18 protein-coding genes are annotated in these 16467 nt (G+C 61.2%); 5 read left to right on the top strand and 13 right to left on the bottom strand.

Annotated features, from left to right (window positions below):
• Positions 1–3: 3 nt before the first annotated feature.
• From era to hrcA, 7 genes are all read right to left on the bottom strand, one after another.
• On the bottom strand, positions 4–912 hold the full coding sequence (gene era / locus AC5RK6_RS03270) for a GTPase Era (protein ID WP_126134509.1): 909 nt from the start codon (positions 910–912) through the stop codon (positions 4–6).
• A gap of 6 nt (positions 913–918) precedes the next feature.
• Positions 919–2199: a hemolysin family protein gene (locus AC5RK6_RS03265; protein WP_274733041.1), complete on the bottom strand. Its 1281-nt coding sequence runs from the start codon at positions 2197–2199 to the stop codon at positions 919–921.
• 6 nt (positions 2200–2205) lie between these two features.
• Complete coding sequence (ybeY, locus tag AC5RK6_RS03260) at positions 2206–2691, bottom strand: rRNA maturation RNase YbeY (RefSeq protein ID WP_274733039.1); 486 nt, start codon at positions 2689–2691, stop codon at positions 2206–2208.
• An 87-nt stretch (positions 2692–2778) separates the two neighbouring features.
• Positions 2779–3750: a PhoH family protein gene (locus AC5RK6_RS03255; protein WP_126134512.1), complete on the bottom strand. Its 972-nt coding sequence runs from the start codon at positions 3748–3750 to the stop codon at positions 2779–2781.
• A gap of 6 nt (positions 3751–3756) precedes the next feature.
• Positions 3757–4542, bottom strand: a complete 786-nt coding sequence (locus AC5RK6_RS03250; protein WP_274733035.1) for a 16S rRNA (uracil(1498)-N(3))-methyltransferase — start codon at positions 4540–4542, stop codon at positions 3757–3759.
• A complete protein-coding gene (locus AC5RK6_RS03245; RefSeq protein ID WP_126134514.1) occupies positions 4539–5651 on the bottom strand; it encodes a J domain-containing protein in 1113 nt (370 codons plus the stop codon). Before AC5RK6_RS03245 ends, AC5RK6_RS03250 begins: the two co-directional genes overlap by 4 nt.
• Before the next feature lie 111 nt (positions 5652–5762).
• A complete protein-coding gene (gene hrcA, locus AC5RK6_RS03240) occupies positions 5763–6782 on the bottom strand; it encodes a heat-inducible transcriptional repressor HrcA (RefSeq protein ID WP_435730918.1) in 1020 nt (339 codons plus the stop codon).
• 88 nt (positions 6783–6870) lie between these two features.
• Between hrcA and AC5RK6_RS03235 the strand changes: the two genes are divergently transcribed.
• A complete protein-coding gene (locus AC5RK6_RS03235; protein WP_274733127.1) occupies positions 6871–7728 on the top strand; it encodes a DUF3097 family protein in 858 nt (285 codons plus the stop codon).
• A 158-nt stretch (positions 7729–7886) separates the two neighbouring features.
• The gene (locus tag AC5RK6_RS03230; RefSeq protein WP_126134516.1) at positions 7887–8846 is read left to right on the top strand and encodes a DMT family transporter; all 960 of its coding nucleotides are present in this window, start codon (positions 7887–7889) and stop codon (positions 8844–8846) included.
• Positions 8847–8858: 12 nt separating this feature from the next.
• Here the strand turns inward: AC5RK6_RS03230 and hemW are convergent, their stop codons facing one another.
• From hemW to lepA, 3 genes are read right to left on the bottom strand one after another with little or no spacing between them, the layout of a single operon-like run.
• Positions 8859–10127, bottom strand: coding sequence for a radical SAM family heme chaperone HemW (gene hemW / locus AC5RK6_RS03225; protein WP_493926363.1), 1269 nt, complete (start codon positions 10125–10127; stop codon positions 8859–8861).
• 6 nt (positions 10128–10133) lie between these two features.
• Positions 10134–10976, bottom strand: a complete 843-nt coding sequence (trmB, locus tag AC5RK6_RS03220; protein WP_274733030.1) for a tRNA (guanine(46)-N(7))-methyltransferase TrmB — start codon at positions 10974–10976, stop codon at positions 10134–10136.
• Between the two features lie 2 nt (positions 10977–10978).
• Positions 10979–12832 carry a translation elongation factor 4 gene (gene lepA / locus AC5RK6_RS03215; protein WP_126134519.1) on the bottom strand — a complete coding sequence of 618 codons (1854 nt, stop codon included), beginning with the start codon at positions 12830–12832 and terminating at the stop codon, positions 10979–10981.
• Positions 12833–12880: 48 nt separating this feature from the next.
• Here lepA and AC5RK6_RS03210 point away from each other — a divergent pair, with 48 nt between their 5' ends.
• The 3 genes from AC5RK6_RS03210 to rpsT all read left to right on the top strand — a co-directional run bounded on the left by AC5RK6_RS03210 (position 12881) and on the right by rpsT (position 14967).
• Positions 12881–13909: an LLM class flavin-dependent oxidoreductase gene (locus AC5RK6_RS03210; RefSeq protein WP_274733027.1), complete on the top strand. Its 1029-nt coding sequence runs from the start codon at positions 12881–12883 to the stop codon at positions 13907–13909.
• Between the two features lie 118 nt (positions 13910–14027).
• Complete coding sequence (locus AC5RK6_RS03205) at positions 14028–14540, top strand: PH domain-containing protein (protein ID WP_274733025.1); 513 nt, start codon at positions 14028–14030, stop codon at positions 14538–14540.
• Between the two features lie 160 nt (positions 14541–14700).
• Complete coding sequence (rpsT, locus tag AC5RK6_RS03200; RefSeq protein ID WP_016442875.1) at positions 14701–14967, top strand: 30S ribosomal protein S20; 267 nt, start codon at positions 14701–14703, stop codon at positions 14965–14967.
• Positions 14968–15106: 139 nt separating this feature from the next.
• Here rpsT and AC5RK6_RS03195 read toward each other — a convergent pair whose 3' ends face one another.
• The 3 genes from AC5RK6_RS03195 to AC5RK6_RS03185 all read right to left on the bottom strand — a co-directional run bounded on the left by AC5RK6_RS03195 (position 15107) and on the right by AC5RK6_RS03185 (position 16269).
• Complete coding sequence (locus AC5RK6_RS03195; protein WP_274733023.1) at positions 15107–15298, bottom strand: hypothetical protein; 192 nt, start codon at positions 15296–15298, stop codon at positions 15107–15109.
• 152 nt (positions 15299–15450) lie between these two features.
• Complete coding sequence (locus tag AC5RK6_RS03190) at positions 15451–15681, bottom strand: hypothetical protein (protein WP_274733021.1); 231 nt, start codon at positions 15679–15681, stop codon at positions 15451–15453.
• Positions 15682–15690: 9 nt separating this feature from the next.
• Entirely contained in the window at positions 15691–16269 is a 579-nt protein-coding gene (locus AC5RK6_RS03185) for a hypothetical protein (RefSeq protein WP_274733019.1), read from the bottom strand.
• Between the last annotated feature and the right edge of the window lie 198 nt (positions 16270–16467).

Here is a 16467-nt window from a genome sequence, read left to right as displayed (position 1 = left end):
GTATCAGAACCCGAGTCGATCCAGCATTTTCGGGTCACGTTGCCAGTCTTTGGAAACTTTCACGTGCAAATCAAGATAGACCGGCGTACCGAGCAGCGCCTTAATGGCTTTGCGGGCATCGCGCCCAATCTGGCGCAGGCGCGCACCCCCGCGCCCAATAACAATCCCCTTTTGGGAATCGCGCTCCACGTGCAAAGAGGCATGCACCCGCACCAGCGGGCCACCGTTCGGTGCGGTGTCCTCAATGATTTCGTCGATGGTGACCGCGAGGGAATGCGGAAGTTCCTCGCGCATTTTTTCCAGGCCCGCTTCGCGGATAAGCTCCGCGATGAGGGTTTCTTCCGTTTCATCGGTAATCGCATCCAGCGGATATAGCGGCGGGGAAACGGGGAGCTGTTTAATAATCTGCTCGGTGAGGACTTCCACCTGATCCAGCGTGGCGGCACTCACCGGGACGATCTCCACAAAATCATGGAAAGCTGCCACGGCCGCGATCTTCTCCGCAAGGGCTTCGCGGCTGACCAGATCGGTTTTAGTAATCGCGGCGATCATGGGTACTTTCGCGCGCACCGCCAAATCGAGGAGGTACTTATCGCCCGGCCCGAGTTTTTCATTAGCGGGTAGGCACATAACGATGGTGTCCACATCGGCGATAGAATCGCGCACCATATCACCCAGGCGTTCACCCAGCAGGGTGCGGGGGCGGTGCATCCCGGGGGTATCGACCAGGATCACCTGACCGGCATCCCGAGTCACAATGGCGCGAATAATACGCCGGGTGGTTTCCGGGCGGGCGCTGGTAATCGCGACCTTCTTGCCCACCATCGCATTGGTGAGGGTTGATTTCCCGGCATTCGGGCGGCCCACCACCGAGGCGAACCCGGCCCGAAATTCCGTGTTTTCCACCGTCATCGTCTTCTAGTCCTCACCCTCATCATCGGTTTCTTCGCGCGCAACGATAATAGTCGATAACCGGCGCCGGCGCCCTTCGAAGCGGTCGGCCACCATGTGGATTCCGGCCACCGTTGTTTCTGCTCCGCGGATGGGAACCCGCCCGATGCTTTTGGCGAAAAACCCACCGGCGGTATCAACGTCGTCGTCCTCCAATTCGATTCCGAAGAGGTCACCTAGATCATCGATGGGCATACGCGCCGGGATGCGGAAACTACCCGCCTCGAGTTCTTCCACGGCCGGGAGGGCCCGGTCGTGTTCATCGGAGATTTCTCCCACGAGTTCTTCCACAAGATCCTCGATGGTGACCAGGCCGGCGATACCGCCGTATTCATCCACGACGAGGGCAATATGAACCTGGTCGGCCTGCATTTCCCGCATGAGCGTATCAATGATTTTAGTTTCCGGAACGAACACAGGTTCGCGCACCAGATCGGCCACCCGTAGCTCATCGTGCTGGTGGCGCCGGTGCACCCGCCGGATCACGTCCTTCAGGTAGAGCACCCCGATTACATCATCAATGGATTCGCGGTACACGGGCACCCGCGAGAATCCGGAGCGGGTGAACAAGGAGATGGCGCGGTCAAGGGTTTCATCGGCCTCCACCGCGATCATATCGGTACGCGGGACCATGACTTCGCGCACCAGGGTGTTCCCCATATCGAAAAGTGATTGCAGGATATCGCGTTCGGCATCATCCAAGGCCTCGGATTCGGCCACCCGTTCCACCATAACCGCGAGCTGGTCTTCTTGGCGTTGTTCGGCTTCTTCGGGTGAGAATTCGCGTTCCCGGATGAGTAGCGAAAGCAACCAGGTGAGCGGGGAAAGCCACCAGGTGGCTTTGCGCAGCACTCGCTGGTGGCGTTCCACCCCGAAACTCAGGGGGTTGAAGAAGGCGAACGCGAGGAGAACCAGCACCGTCACGCCGAAGAAAATGGGGAAGATCTGCCACCAGGCAGCTACATCCGTTCCCAGGGCGAAAGTGAAGCAGATTCCGTAGCTGGCCATGAGGAGGGCCCGCACCACCGCGATGCCCATAGAGGCGGCCGGGCGGCGGGCCATAATGGCCACCACGCGTGCCGAACCGCGTTCCTTATGCGCGTACATTTCCGCGGCTTCGGTGCGGGTCATCCGCCCGAGGGCAGCACCCACCACGGTGCACCACAGGGAGAGCAGCAGGCACAGGCCGGCCGCAATATAAAACGGAGCGGAGGGCAGCGTTCCCGCTGCCACAGGTAAGTGATCCATCCTTTCTTACACCTCCGTGGGGCGCGGATCGCCTCCCCCGCGTTCGGAGAGGAACACGAGGAGGAGTTGGCGTTGCAAAGCAAACATGGTGTCTTTTTCTTCCGGGGTTGCGTGATCGTAGCCGAGCAGATGCAGAATCCCGTGGGTGACGAGGAGGAGAATCTCCTCCGCGGTGGAGTGCCCCATGGCGTGAGCCTGGCGGCTGGCGACCTGCGGGCATACAGCGATATCACCGAGCATTCCCGGGCGCGGTTCTTCACCCGGTGGTGCCGGGCGCACCTCATCCATGGGGAAGGACATGACATCCGTGGGGCCTTCCAGATCCATCCACGTCACGTGGAGATCCGCCATGGCATCCTCGTCGAGGAGCACGATAGATAGATCCGCCATGGGATGCACCCGCATCTTATCGAGGACATACGTGGCCAGCTCCGAGATCTCTTCCAGATCCGCAGCCGGACTAAAACTCGATTCGTCATTTACTTCAATCATGTGGTCTTTCCTGACAACCGTTCCCTAGCTTTCCCCGAAACAGCTCTGCCGCCATTCACGCCGTGACACTACCGCTACCGCCCCGCGCTAACGTTGCCGGGAATCCCAGCGGGCATAGGCGTCGATGATTTCGGCAACCAAGCGGTGGCGCACCACGTCCGCCGAACTCAGCTCCGAGAAATGAATCCCCGGAACATCACGCAGAATCCGACGCACCACCTGCAATCCGGAAACTTTATTCGCCCCGAGATCAACCTGGGTGATATCGCCTGTCACCACCATTTTAGAGTTGAAGCCGAGCCGGGTGAGAAACATCTTCATTTGTTCGGGTGTGGTGTTCTGCGCCTCGTCCAAAATCACGAAAGCATCATTGAGGGTGCGTCCGCGCATATAGGCCAGCGGCGCCACCTCAATGGTGCCGGCAGCCATGAGTTTCGGAATGGAATCGGCATCGAGCATGTCGTACATGGCATCGTATAGCGGGCGCAGATACGGATCGATTTTATCGGTGAGGGAACCGGGCAAAAATCCCAGGGATTCCCCGGCCTCCACCGCCGGGCGCGTCAGAATAATACGTTTGACCTGCCCGTCATTGAGTGCCACCACCGCTTTGGCCATGGCGAGATAGGTTTTCCCGGTGCCGGCCGGACCGATCCCGAAAGTAATATCGTGGGTGTCGATTGCGTCCACGTACGCCTTCTGGCCCAGGCTTTTCGGGCGGATAGTTTTACCGCGCTTGGATAAAATATCGGTGTGCAGCAGCGTGGTGGGATGCGCCACGCCGGCGCGCGCAATATCAACGGCGCGGGCCACTGCGTCACGGGTGAGGATTTCACCTTCGGCAACGACGTCGATTAATTCCCCGAGGAGCGATTCGGCAAAATCAAGCTCGGCCGCCGCGCCGGTCAGGGTGATCCGGTGGCCAAGCACGTGAATAGTGGTGGGGGCGAGCCGTTCTTCCAAGGTCCGCAGGACGTCATCACGATGCCCGAGCAGCTGAATCATGGAAACTCGGTCCGGCACAACAATGGTGCGCTGGCTGTGTTCTGTATGCGTCATTACGTCCTATAGTAGCGCGCCCAGCGCCCGCACGGTGGCGATACTTGCCAGTGCGTAGGCCCCGGCGGAGGCGCTGCGCAGCACATGCGCCCCCAGGAGCACCGGGATAGCGCCCGCCGCCTGCAATGCCTCCATCTCCTCCGGTGCAATCCCGCCTTCCGGGCCGATAATCACGGCCACGGGCCCGGCCACGTGCGCGAGGCTCACCGTTCCGCGGGTTACCGCTTCTGCCAGGGTAACCTCGGCTTCCTCATGGCAGATGAACACGGTGCTCCCGGCGAGGGCCCGGGGCAGCTGCGCCGTCGTACTTAATGAACGGATACGCGGAATATAGCTGCGCCGCGATTGTTTCGCCGCCGCGCGTGCGGTGGCCTGCCAGCGAGCCCGGCCTTTTTCTTCCTTGTTTTTCCACGACGCAACGCAACGGGCCGCTTCCCACGGGACGATATCCCACACCCCGTATTCGGTGCAGGTTTCCACCGCCTGTTCATCGCGGCCGCCCTTGGCAAGGGCCTGCACCAGGGTGATGGGCCCGGCCGGTTTCGGCTCCGCGGTCACGGCCTCGATGCGGGCGCGCACCTCATTTTTGGCGACGACGCTCACCGTGCACCGGGCACGGCGGCCTTCCCCATCGGAAAGCAGAACCTCCTCCCCTACCCGGATCCGCATGACGTTGGCGTGGCGAGCTTCCTCGCCGGTGAGACTGAGTTCCTGGCCTACCCGGAGGGATGCGCCGGCTCCGCCCCCGGGCCGGGTGGCGGGGAAGTCAGCGAAGAAAAGCGGGAGCGTCACAGCGAACTCAACCTTTCGCGCAATTTATCGAAGAAGGATTTGCCCTGCTCGGATAGCTGAGCATCCTGCACGCTTTCCCCGCGCAGCTCGGCCAGTTCGCGCAGGAGCTCGCGCTGGCGTTCATCGAGGTCTGTTGGGGTTGTCACCGCAACGGTGATACGCATATCCCCGCGGCCCTTGCCACGCAAACGGGCAACCCCCAAGCCTTTGAGGGTGAGGACCACGCCGGATGAGGTCCCGGCGGGAATCTCCAGCTCGCGGTCCCCGTCCAGGGTCGGAATGGTGACGGTTCCGCCCAGGGCCGCGAAGGTCATGGGCACCTGAACTTCACCGAGGAGTTCTTCGCCCACCCGCTGGAAAATAGGGTGTTCCGCTACCCGGATTTCCACAAAAATATCACCGGCCGGGGCACCGAAGGTTCCGGCATCGCCCTGGCCGCGCAGGCGGATACGCATTCCGTTCTCGATTCCGGCCGGGATGTCCACGGTGAGGGTTTTTTCTTGGCGGATGCGCCCGGTGCCGTGGCAGGGGCGGCAGGGGTCCGCGATGACGGTACCGTGGCCCTCGCAGGTGTGGCAGGGCACCTGGGTAACCATTTGCCCGAAGAGGGAATTTGTGACTTGCTGAACCATGCCCTGGCCTTGGCAGGCCCCGCACGTGACCGGTTGGGAACCGGCCGCGCAGCCGCTACCCGCACATGTAGGGCACACGCTGAAGAAGGAGTCACTGACCTGGCGCTGGGCTCCGAAGACCACGTCGGAGAGCTCGATGCTCAAACCGAGCAGCGCATCACGCCCGCGTTCCCCGCGCGGGGCCGGACCGCCCGCGCGCATACCCGCTCCCCCGAAGAAGGTGGAGAAGATATCGTTCATATCGAAACCAAAACCGCCAGCCCCGGCTCCCCCGCCGAGTCCGCCGAGGTCGTATTGCCGGCGCGAGTCCGGGTTGGAGAGCACCGTATACGCTTCGTTGACTTCTTTATAACGTTCGGCGGCTTCCGGACCGGCGTGATCCGGGTGTAATTTGCGCGAGAGGCGCAGGTACGCTTTGCGGATTTGCTCCTGGCTCGCATCGCGTTCCACCCCGAGGGTTTCGTAAAAATCAGCCACATTTCTCCCGTCTTTGTTATGTTCTGCGCCCTGCCCGTGCCCCGGCGTGCCACCTAGCTGATGAGTGCCCGTTCAAACGCCGTGCTCCCGGCTGCTGTGGTACCACCGCACTTATGACTGCCCGGATAGAATACCGGATAGATAGTGGGCAACGGCGCGCACCGCCGCGATATTCCCGGGATAGTCCATTCGGGTAGGGCCAACCACGCCCACCCGGGCTACTTCATGCCCGGCCACTTCGTAACTTGAGGAAACCACCGAGGTTTCACTCAGGTTTTCATGGTCATTTTCCACTCCGATGGATACTGCCACATCAGTTTCCATCGCGGCGAGGAGCCGCAAGAGCACGACCTGTTCTTCCAAGGCATCCAGCACCGGAGAAATCGAGTGCAGGAAATCCACCGAATGGCGCGAAAGATTGGCGGTGCCGGCCATGGTGAGGCGATCCTCCGCACCGGTATGCACCGCGGTGGTGAGCGCCGCCGCGATATCGCGCAGAGCTGCGGCAGCCTCCGGTTCGCTGCGTTCGGCGATCTCTGCGAGTACCGCAACCGCGGTGGTCAACGGCTGGCCGTTACAGCGGGTAGTTACCTCCCGGCTCACCGCGTCCACATCGAGACCTTCCAGGTGCGCAGGCACCGCGATAACGCGCTGTTCTACCCGCCCCGCGCTGGTAATGACCACGAGGAGAATACGGGTAGCGCCGAGCCAAATGAGTTCCAGGTGGCGCAACACTGCTTTATCCAGCGCCGGGTATTGGATGACCGCGACTTGCTGGGTGAGGTGGGAAAGCAATCGCGCGGCGCGATCCAGCACATCATCAAGATCCACCGCGGCATCAAGGATTTGACTGATAGCGCGCCGTTCCGCTCGCGAAAGCGGCTTGACGGTAGTAAGGGAATCTACGAACGCGCGGTAGCCGGCATCGGTGGGGATGCGCCCGGCCGAGGTATGCGGATGGGTGAGCAGCCCGGCTTCTTCCAAGACCGCCATATCATTACGCACGGTAGCCGGGGACACTCCCAGCGCGTAGCGTTCTACCAGAGCTTTGGATCCCACCGGTTCGCGGGTGGTGACGTAATCGCGCACAATCGCCTCAAGAACGCGCCCGCGCCGATCTTCTGCCGCCACCTGTGTTCTTCCTCCCCGCTCAGCACTCTATACCTTCGAGTGCTAATTCTACGCGGGGACGCCCGGGAGCGCATACCCTTAGAGCGTGATGTTCTCTGCTACCGGAATGCCTGATCGCTACGGCGACGACGTCCTCGCCCGCGACCCGCACGACCACCGCCGCCCCTCCCGCCCCGTTCCGGCCGCCCCCGGCCTCCTCATCGAGGATGTGGCCTCCGGCTTCGTGGGCGAGGTGCTTTCGGTAGGGAAAGTAGCCGGCCGCTGGCAGATGGAAGTGGAGGGCCGCGGCGGGGTGCGCCGTTCCTTCCCGCTGGGCAAAGGTTATTGGATCGAGGGTGAGCCGGTAGAAATCACCACCCCGAAAGTGGAGGCCCCGCGCGGCCGGCTCCTAACCGCGTCCGGATCTTTTCACGTCACGGCGCGGGCGCGCGTAGCACGCGCCTCGCGTATCTGGGTAGAAGGCAAGCACGACGCCGAACTGGTGGCCAAGATCTGGGGTGAAGATCTGGCTCTCGAAGGGGTGGTGGTCGAAGAATTACTCGGGGTGGATAATCTGGAGTCCGTAGTGCGGGAAACTGCTCCCGATAATGAGCATCGCCTGGGTGCACTGGTAGATCACCTGGTGCCCGGTTCCAAAGAATCTCGGATTGCGGCGCGGGTGGCCGGCCCGGGCGTGCTCGTGCTCGGCCATCCCTATATCGACGTGTGGCAAGCGATTAAACCTGCCGCCGTGGGCTTGCGCGCCTGGCCGGAGGTACCGCGCGGGGAAGATATTAAAGTGGGTACCCTGCGCCGGCTCGGCTGGCCGCACGAAACCGCGGAAGATATTGGCCGGGCCTGGGCCCGGATTCTTAGCTGCGTGCATTCGTATAAAGATATTGAGCCCGCGCTACTGGGCCGCATGGAAGAACTCATTGATTTCGTGACCGCTGCCGGCACCCGGTAGGGAAAGGCGTACCCGGTAGCGCGAGGACGCACCCGGTAGCGCTACGATTCCTAGGCCCTCAGGGTATATCCTTGCTGCGTGCGCCTATCCGGTCCCGGCCGGAGCCGCTGCCCTCGTTGTTTCGGTTCTTCTTCACCCCTATCAGGAGTTGTGATCACGTGGCCTCCCAGCGCCGCTCCGTCGTGGACAAAATCGCTGTTGCGTCCCCGCGCGGCACCCTCGCCGTCGCTTCGGTTCTCGTGGGACTTGTCTCTCCCTTCATCACGCTATCGGGAGAAAACGCCACCACGATTGTGTTCTTCCGCTTCGGTCTCGCTTTCCTTGCCCTACTGCCCATGGTGGTCCATGAATGGCGCCAGTACGGGCCGATGCGTCGCGCTGACCTGCTGCTCTACGCGGTATGCGGGGTGTGCTTCGGGGTGGATATGGCCTTGTGGACGCCGTCGGTACTACTAGCCGGCCCCTCGGTTTCCGCTGTGGTGGTCAATTACGTGCAGGCCCTCGCGGTACCGTTGGTCGCCTGGATTTTCTTCCGCAACCGGGTCCCGTGGATGTTTTTCGTGGCCGCGCCTTTTTCCCTCGGCGGGATTTTCTTACTTTCCGGTATTCTCGACGGCGCCGGCGGATCCGATCTGGTACGCGGCATTATCCTCTCCGCGCTCGCGGGCCTGACCTATACCGTCTACGTGGTCCTCACCGGGCGCACAAATTCTCCGCACCATCAGGGCACCGCCATGGCGATCGTCTGCCTGGTAACCACGGTGGTGTCCACCCCGCTGCTCATTGCCACCCACGGGCCTCTCACCCTCGCACTCTCAGCGAGTTCCTGGGGATGGATGATTCTTATCGCGCTTTCCAGCCAGGTACTGGGATGGTTGTTCTGCCAGGCAAGTATGCCCCTCGTTAATCCCTCGGTGGCCGCTACCCTTATTTTGATTCAGCCCCTGAGTGCCATTATTTTTTCCGCGCTACTGGTTGGAGAACGGCTCTCCGCCCTGCAATGGTTGGGCGCCATTATTATGCTGCTCGGGATCTTCCTCATCGGGCGTGCGCCCAAGCGCCGCTACCGGCTCGGGATCAAGCGGCCTTCGCTGCGGATTCGCCGCCGCCACGCATAACTACCCACTGCGCTACCAGAGCGCCCGGGTTACGGTATCAGCCAGGAGCCGCCCGCGCCGGGTCAAAACAAGGCGCCCGGAGCGCGCTATTTCTGCCTCTACTAAACCATCGCGAACCAGACCCGCCACCACCGCGGCATCCACGCCCCGCGGAATATCAATTCCCCGGCTCATCCGAATACCGAGCATGATTTTTTCTTCGCGTTGTTCAGCCGGACTGAGAATTTCCCGCTCCAGGGCCGGCGAGCTAATCGCCGAGTGGCTCATGGCTACCTCGCCCGCCGCGCGTGGCGCGGCGGCGCCGTCGTCGTTTCCAATCCCGCGAGCCCAGACGCGATCCGCGTACGCGCGCGGGTGTTTGACGTTCCAAAACCGTACCCCGTTAATATGCGAGTGCGCGCCGGGGCCGTAACCCCACCAATTCGCGTTCTCCCAGTAATAGCAATTGTGCCGGCATTCGTGACCGGGGCGGGCCCAATTGGAAATTTCGTACCAGCGGTAGCCGGCCGCGCTGAGAATATCGTCCGCGACCTCGTATTTATCGGCGAGCTCATCCGGATCGGGGAGGCTAATGAGGCCGCGGCGGGCCTGCATGCCCATTTTGGTTCCCGGTTCCACCATGAGTCCGTAGGCACTGATATGCGCCGGTTCGAGGGCAAGAGCCGCGGCCAGGGAGGTGCGCCACTGCCCCATTGTTTCCCCGGGCGCACCGTAAATGAGGTCGAGGGAATACTCCAGGCCCAACTCGCGCGCCCACGCGCATACGCGTTCTACCTGCCCGGGGCTGTGCTGGCGGTCGAGGGTGCGCAGCACCTCGGGTACGGCTGATTGCATCCCGAAAGAGATGCGGGTGAAACCGCCGGCGCGCAGGGTCGCGAGGGCCGCGCGGTCCACGGATTCCGGATTGCATTCCGTGGTGATTTCGGCACCCTCAGCCAGGCCGAAAGCGCTTGCGAGATCCGCGAGCACCGAGACGAGCTGCCGGGCGTCCAACAGGGTGGGCGTGCCGCCCCCGAAGAATACGGTGCGCAGCGCGGCGCGATTGGTGCCGGTGTCGAGAACCGCGCGCGAGAGCGCTATTTCACGGGCGAGGGACGCCGGGAAATCATCGCGGCCCGCCCCCGGCCCGAAGCTCGGCTTGGTGTAGGTATTCAAATCGCAGTACCCGCAGCGCACCGTGCAGAAAGGAATGTGGACGTAAGCGGAGAAACCGGCGCTCACATCCGGGTTCGGGAGGATGCCGGAAGCCGGAGCCGGCTCACCGTGCGGAAGGGAAGCCATCGGAGACTAGGCTCGCACCGCGAGAATATCGTGGATGGTGCGCCCGGCCGCAATGCCGCGTTCCTCAAAACGAGTCAAAACCCGTTCTTCCCACCGCGGTGCGAAACCGCCGCGCTCCGGGGTGGGATCCGCGGGGTTCGGGCGTTCACCGGCATGCGGATTCGTGAAGTACGGGGATGCTTCGACGACGTCGCGCATCTGCCAGGCGTAATTATCCCAATCCGTGGCCAGCCGCCACGCGCCTCCTTCCCGGAGCATCCCGGCCACCACCGTGGCAAAAGGCGCGGCCACCAGGCGGCGCTTGTGGTGGCGGGCTTTGCGCCAGGGATCGGGGAAGAATGTCCACACCTGCTCGACGCGCGGATTGGCAGCATTCGGATGGGTGGCGCTGCGCTCCGGCCCGCACGTGGTCACATCCTCCCCGCGCACCAGGCCCGCGCATTCCAGGCCAAAGAGGACGGGGAGCGCCTGGGCGGCGTCGGCCTCCAGCACCCGCACGTTCGTTACGCCCGCACGCAGAATACTGGCCACGCAGCGCGCCGCGCCGGGAGCCCACGCTTCGACGAGCAGCACATTATATTCGGGGTGGCGCTGCGCGAAGGAGACCCCGTGTTCGCCCGAACCCGGACCGATTTCCACGGCGAGCGGGGCCGCGCGGCCAAAAACTTCCGTGAGGTCACAGCGCGCATCGAGGGCAACCGTGGTGGCCTGGGGGCCGGGTGCCAGCGGCACGAAAAGCTCGGGGTGGCGGGCCACCGTTTCTTCGTGGCGCGCACCCAGGCGGGAACCGCGCAGGGAGAAGGAGCGGATGCGCCATTGGGAGCGATCTGGTGCGGGAGACTCGGCCATGCTTACTTCCCCGTGGGTGCTTCGGAGGTGAGAGCTGCCACGAAAGCTTCTTGGGGCACGTCCACGCGCCCGATGGACTTCATGCGCTTCTTGCCTTCCTTCTGCTTTTCCAACAGCTTGCGTTTACGGGAGACGTCGCCGCCGTAGCACTTGGACAGCACGTCCTTACGCAGGGCCTTAATAGTTTCGCGGGCGATAATGCGCGAACCCACCGCGGCCTGCACCGGGATTTCGAATTGCTGGCGCGGAATGAGGGTTTTGAGTTTCTTCGTCATCTCATTGCCGTAGGAATATGCCTTGTCTTTGTGGACGATAGCGGAGAAAGCATCCACCTGTTCGTGGTTGAGGAGCACATCGACCTTGACTAGATCAGAGGGCTGTTCGCCGGCAATATCGTAATCGAGGGAGGCGTAGCCCTTCGTGCGTGACTTGAGCTGATCAAAGAAATCGGTCACGATCTCCGCTAGCGGCAGCACGTAGTGGATCTCCACCCGTTCGGCCGTAAGGTAATCCATGCCCTGCAGCGCCCCGCGCCGTTCCTGGCACAGCTCCATAATGGAGCCTACGTAATCGGAAGGAGCCAGGATCGTGGCGCGCACGGTCGGCTCGTAAATCTCCCGAATTTTCCCTTCCGGGAATTCCGAGGGGTTGGTGACGGTGAGTTCTTCACCGGCGTCTGTGATGACCCGGTAGATCACCGAGGGCGCGGTGGCAATAATATCGAGGTCGAATTCCCGCTCGAGGCGTTCGCGGATAATCTCCAAGTGGAGCAATCCCAGGAAGCCGCAGCGGAAACCGAAACCGAGGGCCACTGAGCTTTCCGGTTCATACACCAACGAGGCATCATTGAGCTTGAGCTTTTCCAGGGCTTCGCGCAGATTCGGGAAATCAGAGCCGTCCATAGGATAGATCCCGGAATACACCATCGGTTTCGGATCGAGATAGCCGGGCAGGGCTTCGGTGGCACTCTCCCGCGCGCCGGTCACGGTATCTCCCACGCGGGTTTGGCGCACATCCTTCACCCCGGTGATGAGGTACCCCACTTCCCCGGCACCCAGCGCGGTGGTGGGGGTGGGTTCCGGGGAGATCACGCCCAGTTCCAGGAGTTCATGTTCGGTGCGGGTAGCCATGGTCCGCACCTTCGAGCGGGTAGTTAGCTCACCATCAACCACACGCACATAGGTGACGACCCCGCGATAAATATCGTAAACAGAATCGAAAATCATGGCGCGAGCCGGCCCCTCCGGGCGCCCGGAGGGCGCGGGAATCTCCGCGACGATCCGGTCCAGCAGTTCCGGCACGCCCGCCCCCGTTTTCCCGGAAACGGCTAGGCATTCCTCCGGTTCCACACCGAGCAGGGACGCCACTTCTTCCGCGATTTTTTCCGGCTGCGCGGAAGGCAAATCAATTTTATTGAGGACGGGAATAATCGTGAGGTCGTTTTCCATGGCCATATAGAGATTGGCCAAAGTTTGCGCCTCAATCCCCTGGGTGGCATCCACGAGCAGCACCGCGCCTTCGCAGGCCGCCAGCGAACGGTTCACTTCATAGGAGAAGTCCACGTGGCCGGGGGTATCGATCATATTGAGGGCGTAAGCTTTCCCCTCCACCGACCACGGCAACCGCACGGCCTGCGATTTGATGGTGATGCCGCGTTCGCGCTCAATATCCATCCGGTCCAGGTACTGATCGCGCATCTCGCGCTGTTCCACGATGCCGGTGAGCTGGAGCATCCGGTCAGCTAGCGTGGATTTTCCGTGGTCAATATGCGCGATGATACAAAAGTTGCGGATACGCTCGGGCGGTGTGGCGCCCGGAATAATGGCGCGCGATTCCTCAGCGGAAGAAATAGGCACGTCTCTCCTTCACAATAAACTCTGCTCAAGTATAGTCCTTGGACCATAATGGATATGGATATATCGGTCACGGGAGTTGCCATGAATGTTCCTTTGTCAGTGTTAGATTTCGCTACGCGGTACGACGGCGAAGCCCCCGCCGCGGCCCTGCACCGCTGTGTGGACCTCGCCCAGCGCGCCGAGGCTTTGGGATACACCCGGGTGTGGTACACCGAGCATCACAATATGCCCACGGTGATCTCCTCCTCCCCCGCGATTATCATCGGCTACGTCGCCTCCCACACCGCACGGATTCGGCTGGGTGCGGGCGGTGTCATGCTCCCCAATCATTCTCCGCTCGTCGTTGCTGAACAATTCGGGGCCCTTGCGGAGATGTACCCGAACCGTATCGATCTGGGGCTCGGGCGGGCACCGGGCACCGATAGCCGCACCCTCTACGCGCTGCGCCGCGATGCTAGCGCCTATGAGAACTTCCCCCGTGATGTGATGGAACTCCAGGGGTTCCTCGGGGATACTTCCCGGGTACCGGGCGTGGCGGCCTATCCGGGCCAGGGCACCCACGTCCCCCTCATTATTCTGGGTTCTTCGCTTTTCGGGGCGGATCTGGCCGCGCAGCTGGGCCTACCCTATTCTTTTGCTTCTCATTTCGCTCCGCGCCTGCTCCACGAGGCTATCGCCCACTACCGGGAGAATTTCCAGCCCTCCGAAGCCCTTGCCCACCCCTATGTCATTGCGGCGGTAAATGTGACCGCGGCGGAAACGTCGGAGGCTGCCGCGCGGGAATTTGAGCGGGTCAAGCGGGCTCGGGTTCGCAATATGCTGTTGCGCGGGGCGCCCGGCCGCGATATTTCCGATGCGGATCTTGCTGCGGTGCTGGACAGCGCGCAGGGCCGCCAGATCCTCGATATGCTCCGCTACACCGCGGTGGGTAATGCGACCGAGGTGGGCGAGTATCTGCGCACGTTCGCCCGGGATGCCCAGGCCGATGAGCTCATGATTTCGGTGCAGGCCACCTCGCATGAAGAATCACTGGCGTGCTTGGAGCTCACCGCCCGCGGCTACGGCTTGGATAGCTGAGGCAGGCACGGCGCGGGCAGCTAGGCGCGGCGTCGTACCGTATCGCGCAGCGTCGCATCCCCCACGCGCTATCGGCCGCCTCGCACGCCCGCGTTTTCTTTGTGGCACGATGGTCAGTATGCCTCTGTCGCAAAAACTACTCGGAACCGGCGAAGAACTCCTTGTCCATATGCACCCCGATGCCCGGCATTTGTTGCCGCGGGCGCTCGGTGCCGCGGCGGTGGTGTTCCTCGCGGTGCTCGGGGTGGTCGCGCTGCCAGGTAGTTGGCAGCCGCTGGCCGGGTGGCTGGTGGTGGCGGCCGGGGTTCTCACGCTTATTGCGATAGCCGGGTGGCCGTGGCTGCAGTGGTATATGAGCACCGTGAGTATTACCAACCGCCGGATTATCACTCGGCGCGGGGTATTCACGAAGCTCGGGCACGATCTTCCGCTCGCCGCGGTGGCACGGGTGGAGGCGCAACCTACGGGTACCGGCACCTCCGGTTCCCTTCTTGTGACGACGACGTCAGGTGCCACGGTCATTCTGCGCCGCATCGCGAATCTTCCCGCTGTCACCACGTTCCTGAACACGCTACTGGACAAGCGCGCGGGAGAGGGGTTTCACACCGGGACCTCGCGCGAAACCGCCTGATTCTGGTAGTGTTTGGAGATGGACTTTCACCGGTCGGGTGGCAAGTCCTTGTTCTTTCGTAACAACCACGGGTGCCCCACGCCCGCAGTCCTACGAGGAACGCTTCCCTCTCCGACCATATTCATCTATCGCCTAGCGATTGACCGAAAGAGATATTTCATTGGCTAATATCAAGCAGCAGAAGAAGCGCGTTCTGACGAACGAGAAGCGTCGCCTTCGCAACCAGGCCGTTAAGTCGGAACTGAAGACCTACATCCGTAAGACTCGCCTTGCCGTGGAAGCCGGCAATGCCGAAGAAGCGGAAACCCTCCTGGCCGCGGCCTCCCGCAAGCTGGACAAGGCTGTGTCCAAGGGTGTTATTCACCGCAACCAAGCGGCGAACCGCAAGTCGAAGCTTGCTAAGCGCGTGAACGCACTGGCCAAGTAGGCTGTACCCCGGCCATGCAGGCCGGACCTCCGGCGCGGTTGTATCTCTTATATCTACCGCGCTGATACTTAGAGGAAATTAGAAAAAGCGGCTGGAACCTAGGCGTTCCAGCCGCTTTTCATATCGCTCACGAATTTTCTCATTCTTCTCCTTCGTGCTCGCCCTCGCGGTCCGCTTCCAAACTGCGGCGTTCCGCTTCCAAACGGCGCAGTGTAGCGCGTACTTCGTTTTCACGATGCCGGTGCCACAGCGCAAGGCCGAATAACGCAAGAGTGACAAGGCCGGGGATAAGAGCGTAGTCGTACCACGGGTTATCCCTCACTAGAGCCATTATCACGATACCCAACGTTGCACCGAGCCACGAACTTGCCCATATGAAATATCTCTTCGAGCGCATACCTCCTCCTTAAATCTCATTGCACGGACGATTGATGTTTTTATAAACTACCGAGATGGACACTCACCCAGCAACCCGAGTTCCCCTCATTCTTCTTCCTCGTGCTTGCGTTCCGCTTCCAAACGGCGCAGTGTAGCGCGTACTTCGTTTTCACGATGCCGGTGCCACAGAGCAAGGCCGAATAACGCAAGAGTGACAAGGCCGGGGATAAGAGCGTAGTCATACCAAGAACGCCTCTTCAGTACATTCAGTACAAAGCAGCTCAACACGACACCAAGTGCCAGTTGCGAGAAATAGAAGTACCTCTTCGAACGCATACCCCCTCCTTAAATCTCATTGCACGGACGATTGATTATTTTATAACCTACCGGGGTGAACGCTCCCCACAACAACCTAAGCTCTCCACATTGATTCGGCCCAGGTGCGCCTTTTTCCATAAGGTAACGTGAAAACGTTGCCAAGACGGTTACACAGGCAAGGCCACCAACCCCCGTAACTCCCAACGAACCGCATATGGCATTTCCAAGCACTCCACCGACAGCCATTCCAATCCGCTTATGTTCGTCCGTGTTGAGATAAAGGTATAGATACCAACCTGCGGTCACTCGGAACTGAGGAGCGTAGCCCTGCTCCCTACCCATGAGGGAGAGTTCTTGCGACGACTCTTTCGTCACCTTCCACCGCAAAGATCCCGTTGTTCGAAGCTGACCATCTGGTGGCACGCTTTCCGCTTCAATAAGCACCTTTGCCAAGTCTTGCGCGAGAGCGTCATCCTCACTGGTAGGTATCGACATATTAACATGAGACCCTTGCGGCACCTCGTCACCAGCAACAACTGCCGGGAGAGACCCGCCGCAGGCAAAAGCGAGAGTAACAGGAAGTACGGCGAAACTTTTGATAGACATAGCAATTCCTTCATAGATGTGAATACCTGTGACGCTTATTACAGGTACGATTTCACCGTAACACGAGTCACACTCACCGTAAATCAATTTCCTATTACACTTTTGCAACACTTCATTTAGCGCATATCACGGTTTGTTATATTTCTATCCAACAATCGAATTGAAGTCAGAATCCTGAAAGAAACTTATCTATAAGAG

The sequence above is a fragment of the Actinotignum sp. usb-actsch-213 genome (genome assembly GCF_059085665.1).
Note: the sequence above shows the minus strand (reverse complement) of the source record. Positions and strands in the feature narration are given on the sequence as shown.